The 15,815-nt window shown below is 46.4% G+C and carries 14 protein-coding genes and 1 pseudogene; 8 read left to right on the plus strand and 7 right to left on the minus strand.

Features of this window, described 5'->3' with window-relative positions:
* Window position 1: 1 nt before the first annotated feature.
* A pseudogene (locus tag ACYCSE_RS17525) lies at window positions 2-1,036 on the plus strand (protein prkA); the annotation flags it as partial.
* Window positions 1,037-1,331: 295 nt separating this feature from the next.
* Complete coding sequence (locus ACYCSE_RS17530) at window positions 1,332-2,354, plus strand: protoglobin domain-containing protein (RefSeq protein WP_459699053.1); 1,023 nt, start codon at window positions 1,332-1,334, stop codon at window positions 2,352-2,354.
* A 38-nt stretch (window positions 2,355-2,392) separates the two neighbouring features.
* Here ACYCSE_RS17530 and ACYCSE_RS17535 read toward each other — a convergent pair whose 3' ends face one another.
* The 7 genes from ACYCSE_RS17535 to ACYCSE_RS17565 form a co-directional block, all read right to left on the minus strand.
* Window positions 2,393-3,271, minus strand: a complete 879-nt coding sequence (locus tag ACYCSE_RS17535) for an arylamine N-acetyltransferase family protein (protein ID WP_459699055.1) — start codon at window positions 3,269-3,271, stop codon at window positions 2,393-2,395.
* Window positions 3,272-3,515: 244 nt separating this feature from the next.
* Complete coding sequence (locus ACYCSE_RS17540) at window positions 3,516-4,412, minus strand: aminoglycoside phosphotransferase family protein (RefSeq protein WP_165176119.1); 897 nt, start codon at window positions 4,410-4,412, stop codon at window positions 3,516-3,518.
* 18 nt (window positions 4,413-4,430) lie between these two features.
* Entirely contained in the window at window positions 4,431-5,441 is a 1,011-nt protein-coding gene (locus ACYCSE_RS17545) for an aminoglycoside phosphotransferase family protein (RefSeq protein WP_322162713.1), read from the minus strand.
* Window positions 5,442-5,648: 207 nt separating this feature from the next.
* Window positions 5,649-6,197, minus strand: coding sequence for a PepSY domain-containing protein (locus tag ACYCSE_RS17550; protein WP_459699058.1), 549 nt, complete (start codon window positions 6,195-6,197; stop codon window positions 5,649-5,651).
* Window positions 6,198-6,316: 119 nt separating this feature from the next.
* On the minus strand, window positions 6,317-6,910 hold the full coding sequence (locus ACYCSE_RS17555) for a PepSY domain-containing protein (protein WP_459699060.1): 594 nt from the start codon (window positions 6,908-6,910) through the stop codon (window positions 6,317-6,319).
* A gap of 22 nt (window positions 6,911-6,932) precedes the next feature.
* Window positions 6,933-8,294: a sensor histidine kinase gene (locus ACYCSE_RS17560; protein ID WP_061831415.1), complete on the minus strand. Its 1,362-nt coding sequence runs from the start codon at window positions 8,292-8,294 to the stop codon at window positions 6,933-6,935.
* Window positions 8,291-8,992 carry a response regulator transcription factor gene (locus tag ACYCSE_RS17565; RefSeq protein ID WP_061831416.1) on the minus strand — a complete coding sequence of 234 codons (702 nt, stop codon included), beginning with the start codon at window positions 8,990-8,992 and terminating at the stop codon, window positions 8,291-8,293. Before ACYCSE_RS17565 ends, ACYCSE_RS17560 begins: the two co-directional genes overlap by 4 nt.
* Before the next feature lie 327 nt (window positions 8,993-9,319).
* On the opposite strand from ACYCSE_RS17565, the gene ACYCSE_RS17570 reads away from it, so the two are divergent.
* The 6 genes from ACYCSE_RS17570 (at window position 9,320) to ACYCSE_RS17595 (ending at window position 15,728) form a co-directional block, all read left to right on the plus strand.
* Window positions 9,320-10,015 carry an AroM family protein gene (locus ACYCSE_RS17570; protein ID WP_459699063.1) on the plus strand — a complete coding sequence of 232 codons (696 nt, stop codon included), beginning with the start codon at window positions 9,320-9,322 and terminating at the stop codon, window positions 10,013-10,015.
* A 26-nt stretch (window positions 10,016-10,041) separates the two neighbouring features.
* Window positions 10,042-10,992, plus strand: a complete 951-nt coding sequence (locus ACYCSE_RS17575; protein WP_459699065.1) for an aminopeptidase — start codon at window positions 10,042-10,044, stop codon at window positions 10,990-10,992.
* Between the two features lie 16 nt (window positions 10,993-11,008).
* Window positions 11,009-11,635, plus strand: coding sequence for an aspartate/glutamate racemase family protein (locus ACYCSE_RS17580; protein ID WP_322162719.1), 627 nt, complete (start codon window positions 11,009-11,011; stop codon window positions 11,633-11,635).
* A 256-nt stretch (window positions 11,636-11,891) separates the two neighbouring features.
* Entirely contained in the window at window positions 11,892-13,427 is a 1,536-nt protein-coding gene (locus tag ACYCSE_RS17585; protein ID WP_459699068.1) for a PucR family transcriptional regulator, read from the plus strand.
* 34 nt (window positions 13,428-13,461) lie between these two features.
* Window positions 13,462-14,148 (plus strand): response regulator transcription factor, encoded by a 687-nt coding sequence (locus ACYCSE_RS17590; RefSeq protein WP_459699070.1) that lies wholly within the window; start codon window positions 13,462-13,464, stop codon window positions 14,146-14,148.
* Complete coding sequence (locus tag ACYCSE_RS17595; RefSeq protein WP_459699072.1) at window positions 14,145-15,728, plus strand: sensor histidine kinase; 1,584 nt, start codon at window positions 14,145-14,147, stop codon at window positions 15,726-15,728. Before ACYCSE_RS17590 ends, ACYCSE_RS17595 begins: the two co-directional genes overlap by 4 nt.
* Window positions 15,729-15,815: the final 87 nt, after the last annotated feature.

Here is a 15,815-nt window from a genome sequence, read left to right on the forward strand (position 1 = left end):
CGAACTGATCGTGGCTCACACCAATGAATCCGAGTACAAAAGCTTTATTGCTAACAAAAAGAACGAGGCGTTGCAATCACGGATGATTGTAATGCCGATTCCTTATAACCTGAAAGTATCTGAGGAAGAAAAGATTTACGCCAAGCTCATTGATCAAAGTGATATGAGACATATCCACATTGCGCCTCATGCGCTGAGAACAGCTGCCATTTTCTCTGTGCTTACCCGCTTGAAGGAGACGAAGAAACAGGGGATGGATCTGGTCAAAAAGATGCGCATGTATGACGGTGAAGAGGTCGAAGGATACAAGGAAGCCGATCTGAAAGAAATGCAAAGTGAGTTTCTGGAGGAAGGTATGTCCGGGGTAGACCCGAGGTACGTTATTAATCGTATTTCTAGTGCATTGATTAAGCAAAATGTGGAATCCATCAATGCCCTGGACATTTTACGAGCAATTAAGGATGGTCTGGATCAACATGCCTCCATCACAAAGGAAGAACGGGAGCGCTATCTGAATTTCATTTCCGTGGCTCGTAAGGAATATGACGAATTGGCGAAAAAAGAAGTGCAGAAGGCCTTTGTGTACTCTTTCGAGGAATCAGCCAAGACGCTGTTTGACAACTATTTGGATAACATCGAAGCTTTTTGCAATTGGGCGAAAATTCGCGATCCGCTCACAGATGAGGAACTCGACCCGGATGAGCGGCTCATGCGCTCTATTGAGGAGCAAATCGGGGTATCGGAAAATGCGAAAAAAGCGTTCCGTGAAGAAATATTAATCCGTATTTCCGCGTATTCTCGCAAGGGACGAAAGTTTGAGTATCATCATCATGATCGGCTGCGAGAAGCCATTGAGAAGAAGCTGTTTGCTGATTTGAAGGATATTGTGAAGATTACGACTTCAACCAAAACGCCTGACGCTAATCAGCTCAAACGGATGAATGAGGTGATTAAGCGACTGATTGAGGAGCACGGCTACACAGGAGCCAGCGCCAACGATCTGTTAAGGTATGTAGGTAGCCTCCTGAATCGGTAAGACGAATAATAAACAAGTACAGTATGGTGAAACCATGGGTTGATCTGGATGGTGTCATACGGTTGTGAGGTATCCGATGAACGTGTTTCGTAGAGGGAATTCGGCAAGCACAGGGGATTTCAGGTGCTGCCGGATTCTTTTTTTGTATCATTAAGCAGTTAAGTTTATATATAATTTTTCTGAAATTGCTATGAAAAAAATCATAATCAATCTTCTGCTTTTTTAACATTTTCTAAAAAGTTGCCGATAAATATGGTAATGTAAAATATATGTAAACTATTATTTGGAGGAACTTATGATTCATGTCGCGGAGAGTAGATTAAAACAGATACAATATATTGGTATTACTGATGATGATTTGGCTTTATTGCATCATTATCAAGGACTATTCCGATCTATTGTGAATGAGGTGGTCGATCGGTTTTATGAGCATGTAGAAAAGGTTCCGCATCTCATGTCGATTATTTCCAAATGGTCGAATATTGAACGACTAAAACAAACACAACGTGAATACTGGCTTTCTCTCGCAGATGGAAAAATAGATGATCAGTTTATCGAACACCGTCTTTTTGTGGGGCAGGTACATTCCCGAATCGGATTGTCTTCCGATTATTATTTAGGCACGTACATTGCTTATCTTGATATTGCAGTCGACATTTTAAAACGTTCGGGGATAGAGGATTGGTTTTCTATTGTGCATGCTCTTTCCAAAATGTTCAACCTGGATTCCCAGCTTGTATTGGAAGCTTATCAGGAAAAGGAAAAGGAACAAATCAACGAGCTGGCCGACGAACAAACGCAGGTGCTGACCGTTGTGTCCCGAATTGCGCAAAATTTGACCGGGATGATTGCTGAGCTTAGGGAAAATACGGATAATATCGCGGAGAGTGCCTGCAACACTGCTTCTTCGCAGGAACATACAGAGGAATTGGTACAGCATTTGAGTGACGAGATTAAGCATATTGAGCAGATGAGTGGTACGATCCGGGAACTGTCCGATCAGACTCATCTGCTGGGACTGAATGCGGCAATTGAAGCTGCCCATGCGCAGGAAGCAGGGCGCGGGTTTCAAATTGTGGCACAGGAGGTGCGAAAGCTTGCATCTAATTCGAAGCAAGCACAGGAGCAAATTCAGCGCAAGGTGCTGGATATTGCCCGTATGCTTGACAGTGTGCAATCCGAAACAGCTGTCACAACAGCCAGTGCCCGGCAACAGGCTTCCAGCTCAGAGGAATTGGCTTCGTTCACAAAGCTGATCGAAAACATGGTGAAGGAATTGGAAATGCTGCAGCACTCCTCGGAAATGCTAAAGGTGTAAGATGTGGCTTGAAGGCTATCCTTACGTTGGAGGCTTCACTAATGTAACGATTCAGTCATAGATTTTTTCCATTCTATATGAGCCGCAAGTACTCTTTTCCATAACTCGTCCCGTTCCTGGCGACTGTAGTTAACGAGCGGCTCGCCAAATACATCTGCCAACACTTCCAGCCACTGCGACTTCTTATCCAGTTCTATTTTTTCCAAACTGTGTAGCCCGCGTCTTTTCCAAATACATCCTCTGAGTTCATTCGCCTCTAATGCTTGCCTTTGCCGAATCAGAAACAGGTTAAACCATGGAGATTCCGCTGAGCGGCTATAGAAATGATGTTTCGGCATAAATTCTTCCAAATCCTGAACAACCGCAGGGGCAAAATCAACGCCAACAAATGAAGCAAGTGAGTCATGCTCTAAGCGCCAACCTTTTGTAACAACTCCGGATTCCATAACTTTATAATGAAGAGGGGCTTGTTCATAAGTCCCTATACGGAGTGGAAGAGGCTCATATGGCATATCGCCTAGCCCGACATCAACAATCCATACTTCATCTTCATGATGCTCATTTAGCAAGTTCACTGTTAGTCCAAGATGAAATGAATTAATGCGTGGTTCAGCTCCCAGAGGTTGTACCCCGGCACGATGCAGAGAGACTTTGTACCCTAGTGAATATAGTAGTGCACTAAAGGCACCATTCAGATGAAAACAATAACCACTTCTCCCATGTAGAATGAGTTGAATGGATTCTCGAAAACCAATGGCTGCCGGCTTCCTTGCGAAAATGTCCAATGTTTGCCATGAAAGATGTTTTACATGAGCCTTATGCAGCTCAACTAAATAGGAAAGGGTAGGAGGCTGAATTTCGGGAATTCCAATTCTGTTTAAATAAGCTTTTATTTCTTCTTTTGTCATGGTGTACATGTATAATCACCTCTATTGTTAGTTTCCCAAATTCTCTTCTCGAAACCATTAAGCATTGAGTCTTAGCATCATTGTAGAAGGGGGAAGTGCTGTTTACAATGCTATACATTTTTGGTTGTACCGGTACAGTCAGCAAGTCAATTGGCTTTAGCGGCATGCGCTTTTCCTGTAGTTGGTTGTCAGAACACAAAAAAACAGACCGCTTCATCGGGTCTGTTTTTTTGTTTAGTTCCAAGCTGACAGATTATAAGAGTGATCTAAGTTCACGTCGGTATTTGTTCAAATGCGCGAACGATGGAATGACTCGCTTGGCAGAACGGAAGCCGCCTATTCTGATATTGCGGACCACATGATAGGGAGAGATCAATAGTGCGTGAAGTAGATGCAAATCATGAGTGCTCAATGGACGATATCGTTGATAGTAATCTATCGCGCGCAGCATCTTTGTCCCATTCCAAAGACAATTCCGATGAAGAAGATGGGAGAGATCTTTCATCCTTACATGTAGGGAGCAATTTTCAAAGTCGATCATATGGATTTTGAGCTGTTTGTCTTTAATCAGATTGGGATAATTATAGTCGCCGTGTATAAATGCGGCGGCTTTTTGCTCCTGAGCAATGGCTTCTCTAACTTTGGGCTGCTGTAGGCGATGGGACACTTCCTCACAAAGAGCTACGAGATGTGCTGTGCCTCTGTATGGGATGAGGCGTTTTTTGTATCCAGCTATTTCATCGCTCAAGCCTTCATAACGGATTCTGGATGGCGGAGCTTCAGTGACAGGAAAGCCCACGGCACTGGAATGGAATTTGGCTAAAGTAGCAATTCCCTTTTTGAAGTCTATTCTCTTTGTGAATTCTGGTCTGAGTCCATGAACCCAATTGGTTAATGTATACGAAACACCTTCATAGGTCATGTAAGCCGCTTGTTGTACTGTTGGATAGACCTTTTGGCTGCGTGTAAACCCGCGCTCATCCAAGTAGGACAAGACACGTGTAATAAAACGGATCTCTTCTTCCGGGAATTTGTAGGGTTTTAAGCAATAAGTCGTATTAGCGGTCTCAATCTTGTGAATGTCCTTCATTTGACGGCTACGCTGAATTTTGATTCCGTACATCTGCTCAACGTTCGATAAAATCGACATTTTGCTCCTCACTTTCTTTTATACATGAGCCCACTCCTGCAAAATATGGATGATTTGTAATCGAAGAGGCCACGACTGATCCCAATTGTCCAGGATTTCGCGATCTCTTGAACGATTCGGGTGTCGGGAAGCATGCCAGGCTTCTCGTGGTAGTTTATATAAAGCTGTAACAATCTTCCGTTCAGTACGGCTTAGCGGTTTGCGTTTTTGGTATCCCTTCAGCAAGGATTGCACAAATTCAGGGTTGAATTGAGTCGTATTCATAAGGGCCTTTGCCAAATCAGCATAGGCTGAGCCGATCTTAACCCGATCCCAATCAATGATTTTGAGATGACCGTCATCCGAAATAATGACATTTGGGGTAGTGATATCACTGTGTATCAAGGAGGGATGCCGATGTTCCATCCGAAGCAGCCTTATAATGGATGCATCCTGCAAATCCTTCCATGCTCGCCTGGATAAACGTTTGCAGTCTTCGCCGTGAGCATTGTACCAGTTGCGGTACGTTTTATCATGGCGACTGGTTTTTGTCATTTTTTTTTGAAAAAGACGATCCTGGTTTTTCCATATCCGCAATTGTTGAATGGTCGGAGGGGATTTTCCTTTATCCATCTGATGCAAGCCAGTGGAGGTGGCGTGAAGTGTAGCAAGTGCCCGCCCCAGTTTTTCGAAATCTTCAGCGGTCTCCAGTCCCCGTCCTTTGATCCACTGACTTACATAAAATGGCGTTCCCTGATACAGAGTCCATAACTTGCCGGAATGAGTGGGGAGCCATGCGGGCATGTAGGTATACTTTCTCTTTTTCAAAAGCCTGATATGGCTCGCAGCTCGTTCCATCTGTTGAATCGTATTTGAACGGACCATCTTTGTACGACTAAAGGGTTTTAATGCATAAGTTCCCTTTTTCGTTTTCACCTGGATCACTGCATTTTTTCGGTATAATGATGAGACTAAGCTTGATTTTAACGGGATCAGGCCGAAACGACGGGTGATTTTGCGAATCTGTGCTTTAGTATAGGATTTCGCCATAAGAACCTCACTTGACTTTGGATTGAAGAAAAAAGGTAATCCTCTGTTAGTTATCAGTCTATTCATGAAGATATAATAGGTGCAGTTTTATGGAGCCATCTTCGTTCTTTTCCTGTGTCACATTGGTCAAAAAAACGGAGCAGCGAAAGTTCGCTGCTCCGTTTTAATTAGCTCTGTATTTAGTTACCCTAATTATGACCTGGGTAATTAATATTCGTTGTCATCATCATCGTCTGTATCCACGATTGCACCAGATGATGCATGGATATCAAGCTCAACGGTTCCTTCGTTGGTGAGTACCTTTACCTCGTAGATGAATTGTCCATCTTCCTTATCCAATTTAGAAGACAAAAGGGTACTCCCGGACACGTGCTTAAGCGCGATTTGTCCAGCCTGCTTTTCAGTCAGGGTGATGTGATTTGGCTTGTTAAGGGAGGACTCGTTATTAGAGTCATGATCAAGCTCAGAATGGGAACGGATGGTTTTCCCAGTATAAGCATCGATATCTATATCCCAATCTTTATCCCCTTGCTGGAGATCCACCTCATAGTAGACTTTTCCGTTCTTGCGCTCCAGTTCGACATCTTCAACTTGTGCATTATTCCCCACAGCCTTCTTGGCAATGTTGGCAGCGGCGGTCGCTCCAATAAGGCCCGTAGGTTTAGCGGCCCATACGGCATTCGCTGAGACACCCGTAACTGTAACTCCAAGCAGAACCGTAGCTGCCATAATTCCTAATGTATAGTTTTTTTTCATTACATTATTCCTCCTTGTGCTATAAGCATGAATACAGCTTATCTCTTGAACATGAGAGGAACATAATAGAATCATGAGAAAACCATGAGAAAACATGAGCTGAGATGATCATCAAGTCGTCATGATTCGGCGTGCTCCTGTTTTGCTTTTTCCCACGTTATAGAGTCGATAGAGCCCGATACTGCATTGACCTGTACCACTGCTTCACGCCCATTTTTCACCTCAACCTCAACCAGATAATAGAGGCCTTTGTCGTTGCGGTGAAGCTCAATATCATCGGATGTTCCGTTAACTGCTTTGGCAGCAAGCTTGGCTGCTTCTTTCTCTGTAATAACGAGAGAAACCGGGTCAGGTTTATTAGCTGGATTCGATGTGTCTCTGGTTGGTGAGTTACCGGGATTGTGGTCTTGGGGCTCCTGCTTCACATCTGTATAAGCTTGTGTCCGCTTAATGGAGTCGATGACACCGTCATAGGCATTGGCTTTTATATCGTACTTCCCTTTGGTGCGTTCCAGCCTGATCAGATAAAAATCACCCAAGCGTTGGGATTCGAGCACCTCGCCGGGATACTGATGCAAAACGGATTGGATGACGGCCTTTTCTTCCAATGGAGAAGCTGCTAACGACCGTGCCCAAGGCCACTGTAAAAGACAAATTGTAATCAATACAGCCGCCAGCGTACCCCCAATCATCCACACATAGATGGCTTTCATCGTTATTCCCTCCTTTGGCTTATTATTTTGGAACGGTAGGGAGGATGATCGTTGCCGTTGTTCCGCTCCCCTCTACACTTTCTAGCCCAATTTGAGCATGTATAGCTTGTGCAATTCCTGTAGCCAATGATAAGCCTAGTCCAGTCCCACCTTCCTCGCGGCTTCTGGCTTCATCCACACGATAGAAGCGGTCGAATACTTTAGATAACTTTTCTTCTGGGATTCCAATTCCTTGATCTGTGATTCTTATGCAGGGTTGAGCTGTATCGCCTATCGTATCAATCATCAGGTGTATCGGCTCGTCACTGTATTTGCGTGCATTATCCAAAAAGATAAATAGGAGCTGCTTCAGCTTATTTTCATCGGTATAGCCAATGCAGTCTGCCTGTACATCCAGTTGAATTTGTCGGGCGAACGCATTTTCAAATGTAGCCTTTAATTCTGTCGCTATTCTGGTCAGGCGTACAGGCTCCAGCACGACATTCCACTGTTCTTCGTTTCTGGCCAACAGAAGAAGCTGCTCTGCCATGTCCTTCATTCGGATCGCCTCGGAATGGATCGCTTCAACGGATTCGGCAAAAATCTTAGGATGCTGCAACCCCCGCCGTTTGAGCAGGCTGGCATAACTTTCAATAATGGTGAGCGGCGTCTTCAATTCATGGGACGCATTAGATACAAATTGTTCTTGCCTGACGAAATTTCGCTCCAGCAGTTCAATCATGTCATTAAATGTTTCACCCATTTCGACCAGTTCGTCGCGTGATGATGAATGGAGCGGAAGACGTTTAAATTTCCCGCTGCGCTGAATTTCTTTCATCGTGCTAATCATAGATGTAATTGGACGTGTAATCAGTCTGCCGAGCAGTCTTCCCGATACCACGACAGGAATGAGTGCAATTCCAGTGACAGCAACAAGTACGATTCTGAGTACCTGTAGCGTCTGCATCGTCGGTTGCAGACTTTCGGTCACCTGGAGATTGACAACCTCGCCATTGGTCCAAATCATGGGGAGCGATACAAGAATGTAACGGTTACTTTCATAGGTAATGATGCGAACCTGCCGTGTTTCATCAAAAACGCCCTTCATCAAGCTAAGAGATTGCTCGGAAGAAGAGGTGATAGGGGGAAGAAAGTCGCCTTCTGGTTTCATTAGCCGAAGCATGCCATCCAGCGGTACATAGGCTCGGAGAAGATCCTCAGCGGCTACGGATACCGGAGCACGTTGAATCCCACGAATCATGTTTTCTGCTGCGGCCTCTACCTGGTCTTTTCGACTGTCTATCGAAAGTTGGCTGAATAGGAAATAGACAGAGAAGTTAATGGCCACAAGTAAAATCCCGAATAATAACGAGGTATACGTATGGATTTTGTTTTGTAGCTTCATAAGGATTCCTTCAGAACATAACCAATTCCGCGTACAGTATGGATCAGCTCAGGGAGCTGGCGCGTAGGGTCGATTTTATTGCGCACGTAGCGAATATACACATCGACCACATTGGTATCGCCCATATAATCTATGCCCCATACATTCTCCAGTAATTGTTCACGGCTAAGTACCTGCCGCTGATGTCTGAGTAAATGAACGAGCAAGTCAAACTCTCGCGGTGTAAGCTCAATGTTGTGCTCTCCTCGAAGAACTTCACGAGTACCTTCATGGAGACGTAAATCCCCGGCACTAAGCCATTTCTCTACCCCTTGTGGAGCCATGTCTTTCGTTGCACCCACTCTGAGTGCGGCCCGTACACGTGCAAGCAGCTCTTCGATCACAAACGGTTTAGTAACATAATCATTGGCTCCCAAATCGAGTCCCTCGACCTTATCTGCAATGGAACTTTTAGCCGTCAGCAAAATGACAGGAACATTCGCATCATGCTTACGAATCCTCCGAAGTAGCTCGATGCCATTGAGACCGGGAATCATAATATCCAACAACACTAGGTCCCAATTGCCTTTGCAATACGTCTCCAGCCCATCAATTCCGTTTTTTTCTTTACATACTTGATAGCCTTCAAATTGAAGTTCAATCTCTAGAAGCCGGGCAATCTTTTCTTCGTCTTCTACGATCAAAATAGATTGTTTCATGATCATGCCCTCCTGTAGGCGAATAGCCGATACGGAAGTATTTTAGCATATACGGACAGGTAAGACACTTCAAAGCGCAGGGCAGTGAGGGAAGAGATATTTATACTGCGTTATATTTCTTGACATTAAAAGAGGGATAAAATGTAATAATAGCGCTATGATTTTGTTTTTTTATCCTTTATGCACAACAAATAAGCCTTTGTTTTGGTCAGAACGAACATTGTTTATGTTAGGAAAGTTGCAGTAACATAAGTTAAAACTATTCACCAGAACCGAAATAAGGGCAGACCGCGGGCTTGCCCTTTGTCGCCAGGAGCGTAAAATAAAATGAAGCGAAAGCAGGGGTTCAAAATGCATAAGCTTGGGATGATTACGATTGGGCAAGCCCCTCGGTCAGATGTGGCCCCTATCGTAGAAAGGGCGTTGGAAGGACGGGCAGAGCTGGTACAGGCTGGTGCGCTGGATGGGCTCTCATTGGACTATATACAACAGCATCTATCACCGTCACCGGGAGAATATGTATTAACCTCGCGCTTGACGACCGGGGAGTCGGTGGTCATTTCACGCGAAAAAATCCAGCCGCTGCTCCAGAAAAAAATCACACATTTGGAGGAGCAAGGCATACGTACGATTTTGCTACTCTGTACCGGTGTGTTTCCTGGATTACATACCCAAAGCGCTTTTCTAATTGAGCCAGATCAAGTGCTTCCTCCTGTACTAAAGGCTATGTCCAGCGGAAGAAGATTGGGTCTCATTGGACCGCTCGAAGAACAGAAGAATAACCTCAAGCTTAAATTCAGTCCTTATGGATTGAATCCAGAGTTTGCGGCGGCCTCGCCTTACAGTGGCAGTGAAGAAGAATTTTGCCGAGCAGCCGGACAGTTCAAGAATCAAGCCGATCTGATTGTGCTGGATTGTATGGGCTATACGGAAACGCATAGAGAGCTAGCGGCGCATTACTCGGGGGTTCCCGTTGTATTGTCCAATGCCTTGATTGGCAAACTGGTATCGGAAATGGTGTAAGGAGCTAAAAATTGGAGGTAAGAACTATGAGTCAACACCGTATTGAAATCAGTAAAAATGTATTGCAAAAATGTTTGGGACTTACCGCTGGGGAGACGCTTCTGGTCGTAACCGACGATGATAAAAAAGAATTGGGCGAGTCCATATATGAGGCTGGCAAGGCACTGGGGGCAGAAGCAGCTATTTTGACGATGAAGGTTCGCTCCAAATCGGGCGAGGAGCCTCCAGTCCCTGTTGCCGAAGCCATGCTTCGCTCCAACGTTGTTGTATGTGTCACCCGGTATTCGCTGACACATACAAGTGCCCGTAAGCAGGCCGCAGCTGCTGGAGCACGCCTGGCGACCATGCCTGGCATGACAGACGATATGTTCATGAATGGAGCAATCGCTGCTGATTATCCGAAGGTCAAGGCGCTGACCGAAGAGGTAACCGCATTGCTGACTGCTGCCAAGCAGGTACGGATTGAAAAGGATGGATATAGCCTGAACTTTACCATAGAAGGGCGCAACGGCGTTCCCAGCACAGGTATGTATTTGAATCCTGGCGAATCGGGCAATCTGCCTTCCGGTGAAGCGTATATTGCTCCACTGGAAGGAACGGCACAGGGTCAGATTGTGGTGGACGGTTCTGTAGCAGGAATCGGTGCCTTAAAAGAACCGCTGCTGCTGACGGTGCAAAATGGCAGATTAATCGCCGCAGAAGGGGAAGCCGGACAGTCCCTGTTGGATATGCTCGGCGAAGGCGATGGTAGAATGCTGGCCGAATTTGGTATTGGAACGAATGATAAAGCCCGCATTACAGGTGTTGTGTTAGAAGACGAGAAAGTGTATGGCACGATTCATGTCGCTTTTGGCAGCAATAATACCTTCGGGGGAACTGTCGCTGCGGGTGTACATATTGACGGAGTCGTACAAAAACCGGATGTATATCTGGATGATCGTCTGATGATAAAGGCTGGTCAGTTGCTAGAGAGATAAAAGGGAGGAAGTTATCATGCTTGGAATGATCAGAGTGCTTACCATGCAGGACAAAGCAGCTATCGACCTTCACGGCCGGGTCATTGAGCAGCGCTACGGGCTGCCTGTCACCAGTGTATGTATCCCTGATCAGCCGAAAGGAATCTACGATGATATCACAGACCGGGAAGCGGTGCCTAAAATTGTGCTTGCGGCGCAACAACTCGTTGAACAAGGCTGTACGTCTATCGGTATTAGCTGCGCGGCTGATCCGGCGCTAGAGGAAACTCGTCAAGCTGTATCTGTACCTGTATACGGGGCGGGGTCTTGTGCAGCACTCTTGGCTCTGACATCGGCCAGCCGTGTAGGCGTGTTGACCATTTTGGAGGAGGCTCCGCCGCTGATTCGCCACATTTTGGGCAATTCCTATATCGGTACAGAGCGTCCCATAGGTGTGCAGACGACACTGGACTTGAACACTCCACAAGGTAAAGAGGCGGCTATGGCAGCAGCGTTGCGGCTTCAGGAGAAGGGAGCTGAGGTAATCGTACTTGCCTGCACAGGTTTTGTAACGATGAACTTTGCACCAGAGCTGGAGCGTACACTGGGTATTCGGGCTATTGATCCGATTGTGGCGTTGGGTGCAGCCGTGTCGGTACGCTAGCAGTTGCTTCGTGACGGGGCACAGGCAGGATAATCTTAAACTTCATCATAAATAGTTCAATATTGGAATAAACCGCCTTCTTTAGAAAGGCGGTTTATTTATGTTCCATTGAGCTCCTAAAGATAGGAATGGGCTGGTGTGGATAGACTTGACCAAGCGATAAAAGGTTTTGTTTTGTATACTTTTTTGATACACTATCCTGAAAATTAGATGAAGTAAGGATTTTGCAAAATAAATAGCAGGGTGGTCTGTCTTTATGAAAATACCGGGTGTAACAGTTCAAGAGCTCATGGCAATACCCGTGTTGAAGGAGGCGAAGGTATTAAGCGGAGAACAGGGGCTAAGCCGGGTTGTCCGGTTTATTGACATTATGGAAGTCCCTGACCTGAAAGGCTGGGTCCGGGAAGGTGTATTGTTGATGACAACGGCTTATTCGATCCGTCATGAGCCTGAGGTATTGTGTCAAATTATTCAATTACTGCATCAGGGCGGAGCGGCGGCGCTTGTGATCAAGCCTACCCGCTTTCTCACGGAAATCCCTCATAGTGCGCTTGAAGAAAGCAATGCCTGCGGCCTCCCTGTGATTGAGATTCCAGCCGATATTCCCTATACGGATATTACGCAGCGTGTCATGGATATGGTGCTGAACCGACAGGCAGAGCTGCTGCGACGTTCGGAAGAAATCTATCGAACGTTAACGACGATGGTGCTGGAAAACAGTGGCATACAGGCTGTAAGCGATAATATAGCAGAGCTTTTTAAAGCTCCGGTTGCTTTGATTGATAATGGAGGTCAAGCCATTGTCACTTCACCACAAGAATGGGATTGGACGATGGTACAAGATGCTCGTCATTTTCCCATTAGCGTAGATAAACGTACAGTTGCCAAGTTGGTCATTGCCCGCAATGAGCTGGATGATATGGAGCAGGTTGGTATTGAGCAGGCACGGCTGGTGATGGCGTTGGAACTCATGCGTGAAAAGGCGGTAGAAGATACGGAAAGCCGACTACGGGGGAACTTTATAGATGAGCTAATGACACCTCCGTTGCCGTTGCGGCATGAGGTTGAGCGGAGAGGCCGTCAATTGGGATTCAATCCGGAATATGACTGGGAGGTGGCTGTACTGGAAAGTGCTGCGGCTCCGCCAGAAGAGATTCTTTCTGGGCTACTGAGTATGGAATCGACCCGACGGCGTGTGGTGTCTCATATTGAGTTTCGTTCAAATCGGGCGATATTATTTCTGCCAACTCTTCAGCAGAATGATCACCAGAATGTACCTGGCTCTGATCAGGAAATGTCCTGGAGTGATACGCTGAAAAACTGGTCGACTGAAAAGGCCTGGGGTACCGCCGATTATTATTTAGGCATCGGAAGTGCCAAAAAGTTATGGGAGCTGCTGCAAAGCTACAATGAAGCACGTCGTGCCATTACTGTAGCCCAGCGGCTGTATCCTGATCAACGTGTATGCAAATACAGCGATATAGAGATGCACTATATGCTTGGAGAAGCGATGGACAAAGAGGAATTTTCAAATGTATTTGAACGCAAGCTGGGGAGACTTCAGCAATATGATCGCTCACATGGCAGTGACTTACTCAAAACGTTATTTTATTATTTGGAAAACAGAGGCAGTCTGGTAGATACAGCCAATTATCTTTTTATACATCGTAACTCAGTAAAATACAGATTGGAACGGATACGCGACATGATAGATTTTGCTCTTAACGATCCACGTGAGCAGTTTATATGTCATACCTGTCTGATTCATTATTATTTGCGGGAACATAGGTAGCTGGAGCGTTTTTTTTATGCAGGGAGGGCAGGACATGGATAAAAAAATACTGATAGCGGACGATGAGGCGAGCATTCGAAATGCGCTGGCTTATGCATTAAAGCGAGAGGGTTTTTTGGTGGAAACCGCCGTTGACGGGGAGGACGCCTTGGAAAAAGTGCGTTTGTTCCATCCAGATGTGCTCATACTGGATGTGATGATGCCCAAACTGGGTGGATATGAGGTGTGCCGCCGTTTGGAGAGTCGGAAGGGCATCGGTATTTTACTGCTGACGGCCAAAAACGATATCGTTGATAAGGTACTCGGGCTGGAGCTGGGTGCGGACGATTTTATGAGCAAACCGTTTGACCTGAGGGAGCTGCTCGCTCGTCTTAAAGCATTGGTACGGAGGCTGGAGCGAGAAGGAGCGCCTGCCCCGGAAGGAACAGAAGTGGTCCTCGGCCCATTACGGGTACGTCCGTCCAGCCGAACAGCTGAACTTGGAGCCATAGCGCTGGATCTGACCCCCAAGGAGTTTGATGTGCTGGCGCTGTTGGTGTCTCATGCCGGGAGGGTATATACACGGGATGAGCTGCTGGAGCAGGTATGGAGCTTCGATTATGTAGGCGGAACGCGTACGGTGGATATTCATATCCAGCGTTTGCGCAAGAAGCTTGAGCCACACCAGGCGATATTGCAGACCGTGTATGGTATCGGCTATAAGGCAGAGAAAATGACGTGAACGAACATCATTCACTCCATCAGCAAGGAAGCTTGCGGTCCACCGACCAACAGAAGCGCAAACGCAACCCTACAGGCTTGAGCCTGCGTTGGAAATTTCCGCTGGTACTGGCGGCTTTGCTGCTGTTTACTGTCGGTGTGCTGAGCTGGCTCGTGCTTACTGGTATTCGCGCTAACCAGACAGATCAAATGGAACGCAGCTTAAAGCGTCAGGCCGAAATTGTAGAAATGCGTGTAAAACAGTCTTACCTGTTGGGAGTGCGCCAATCACCGGAAGACTTTATGAAGAAGCAGGCACCTGGGCTCGCAGTGGAACTGGGCGTATCCAGTAATATGCGTGTTATTTTATATGATGGTCAGGGGCATGAGGTTGGCAATTCTCTACCGCTGGCTTTTAGAACAGATGTCAGCCAGGCGCTCTCCTATGCGATCCAAGGCAAAATTGCGTATATTACGGAAGGAAGCGCAATCACTTATTTGGCTCCGCTTCAAGGTCCAGACGGCTTACTGGGAGTGGTACAGCTTCACAGCTCAATAGAAGCGCAGCAGCAGTTCTACCGGGCCATTGCCCACTTGTTTCTATGGACGGGGGGTGCGGTGCTGGTATTGAGCTTTATTTTGGGTTTAGGCTATGTTAGCCGCCAGACGAGGGACATCGGACGACTGACTCGGGCTTCCGAACAGATATCGGCAGGGCATTATCCAGAAGTCAGACTGCTGCGGCGGCAGGATGAACTGGGAAGACTGGATGAAGGAATGCTCCAAATGAGTCATGTGATCCGGAAGAGCATTACCGCGCTGGAAAACGAAAAGCTCCGGCTGGAAGAAGCGGTTCAGCGCTTGAGAGAGCTAGAGCAGCAGCAAAAATCTTTTATTGGAAATATAAGCCATGAACTAAAGACCCCATTAACGTCTATTCAAGCTTATGCTGATTTACTGGATATGTATGGGGATGATCCTGAACTGGTGCGTGAAGCGAGAGAAAGCATCAGTAAGGAAACAAAACGGTTGTACGAGCTTGTCGAGGACTCGTTGCGGCTATCTGTGCTGGATAAATATGATTTTGAATTGCATACGGAGGCTGTGGAACTGCATTCGTTACTGGAAGATGCAGGGAGTCGTATTCGAGGAAGAGCGGCAGCGCGTAGACTGAATTTTTCGATAGATACCGTTCCTGCCCAGGTGTGGGGAGACCCTAAGCATCTGATGCATATTGTACTGAATTTGCTGGATAATGCAGTGAAGTACAATCGGGACGGTGGATGGATTACGTTATCGAATCGGGTAGAACAGGACACTGTGATGGTGTGTATACGCAATTCCGGTCCATCGATTCCTAGGGAGCAATGGAACATGATTTTTGAGCCGTTCGCTACCTTAAGTCGTGATCGATCTCGTCAGGACAGCGGTACGGGACTCGGTCTTCCTCTGGCGCGCAGACTGGCGGAGCGCATGGGGGGAGAGTTGCAGCTTACAGCTTCAGATCATGGTGGGTTGGAAAATGGCAACGGCCATACGAATGAAAGTGGGAATGAATTTTCGCTTAGACTCCCCCTCTTGGTTCACGATAGCTTCCTGTAAACGGCCGATTGTTAGCACAGGGCTAGATAGAATGATGTCTTGTTTACAACTTGGAAACAATTCGATGTATTCATGAGATGTTCTGGC

The organism is Paenibacillus sp. SEL1 (assembly GCF_054602535.1).